Below are 670 nucleotides of genomic sequence, written 5' to 3'. Positions count from 1 at the left end.
CGGCTTTTACCGCTGCTTTTTGCTGCTGCATCCACTCTGACGCGTTCCCCCTTCTTAGCCCAGTAATTTATCTGTTCATAATTCGCAGCGTTGTATTTATTCTTGGCTCGCGTAGAAGCCTTCTGTTTGTTTTCCATAATGTTATCACCTCAACAATAACATACCACAAAAACGATAAAAATTATACTGTTAACAGTACAAAAAGCATTGACTATATAGTGATATCAGTATATAATAGAGATATAGAAAGGAGGTGAACAACATGGCCAAAAAGAAAAAACATAGGTCGTCGCAGCCAAAAGAGCCGCCACAGCAAAAAGACGACCGCGTCAAGGTTCGCGAATGGGTCCTGCTTCTCACGGCTCTGGCCCAACTCGCAACCGCCATCATCTCCCTGCTTCGATAGTAGGGAAGCTACCCGCCCCTGTAGGGGCGAGTAGTGGCTCGGTCGTCTGACTCAAGTATACCACAGTCCGAAAGGCAATATAACGGAAAGGAGCGGATGAGCGGATGAAAAAGGAAGACATTACAATCGTGTTGATTGTCATTTCTATCATCCTTAACACTGTAACGTTGATATTAAGGTGAACCATACGGGGGCCTCTCGCCCCCTCTCAAATAACAATTAAGCCGGCGGGCTACGTAGGGAGGAGTGTCCAATGAGAACGCC

Annotated in this window: 1 protein-coding gene; it reads left to right on the top strand. The window is 46.1% G+C overall.

The genetic code is table 11. The annotated features are described in order from the left end of the window. Positions 1–262: 262 nt before the first annotated feature. Positions 263–406: a hypothetical protein gene (locus PPOP_RS23385; RefSeq protein ID WP_006286319.1), complete on the top strand. Its 144-nt coding sequence runs from the start codon at positions 263–265 to the stop codon at positions 404–406. The last annotated feature ends 264 nt before the right edge of the window (positions 407–670 follow it).

It is taken from the genome of Paenibacillus popilliae ATCC 14706, assembly GCF_000315235.1.
GTDB lineage: Bacteria > Bacillota > Bacilli > Paenibacillales > Paenibacillaceae > Paenibacillus_B > Paenibacillus_B popilliae.
This window is presented reverse-complemented; position numbering and strand designations above follow the sequence as displayed.

Coding starts and splice junctions, on each gene's coding strand:
- PPOP_RS23385 (WP_006286319.1), top strand. CDS start 263: ATGGCCAAAAAGAAAAAACATAGGTCGTCGCAGCCAAAAGAGCCGCCA.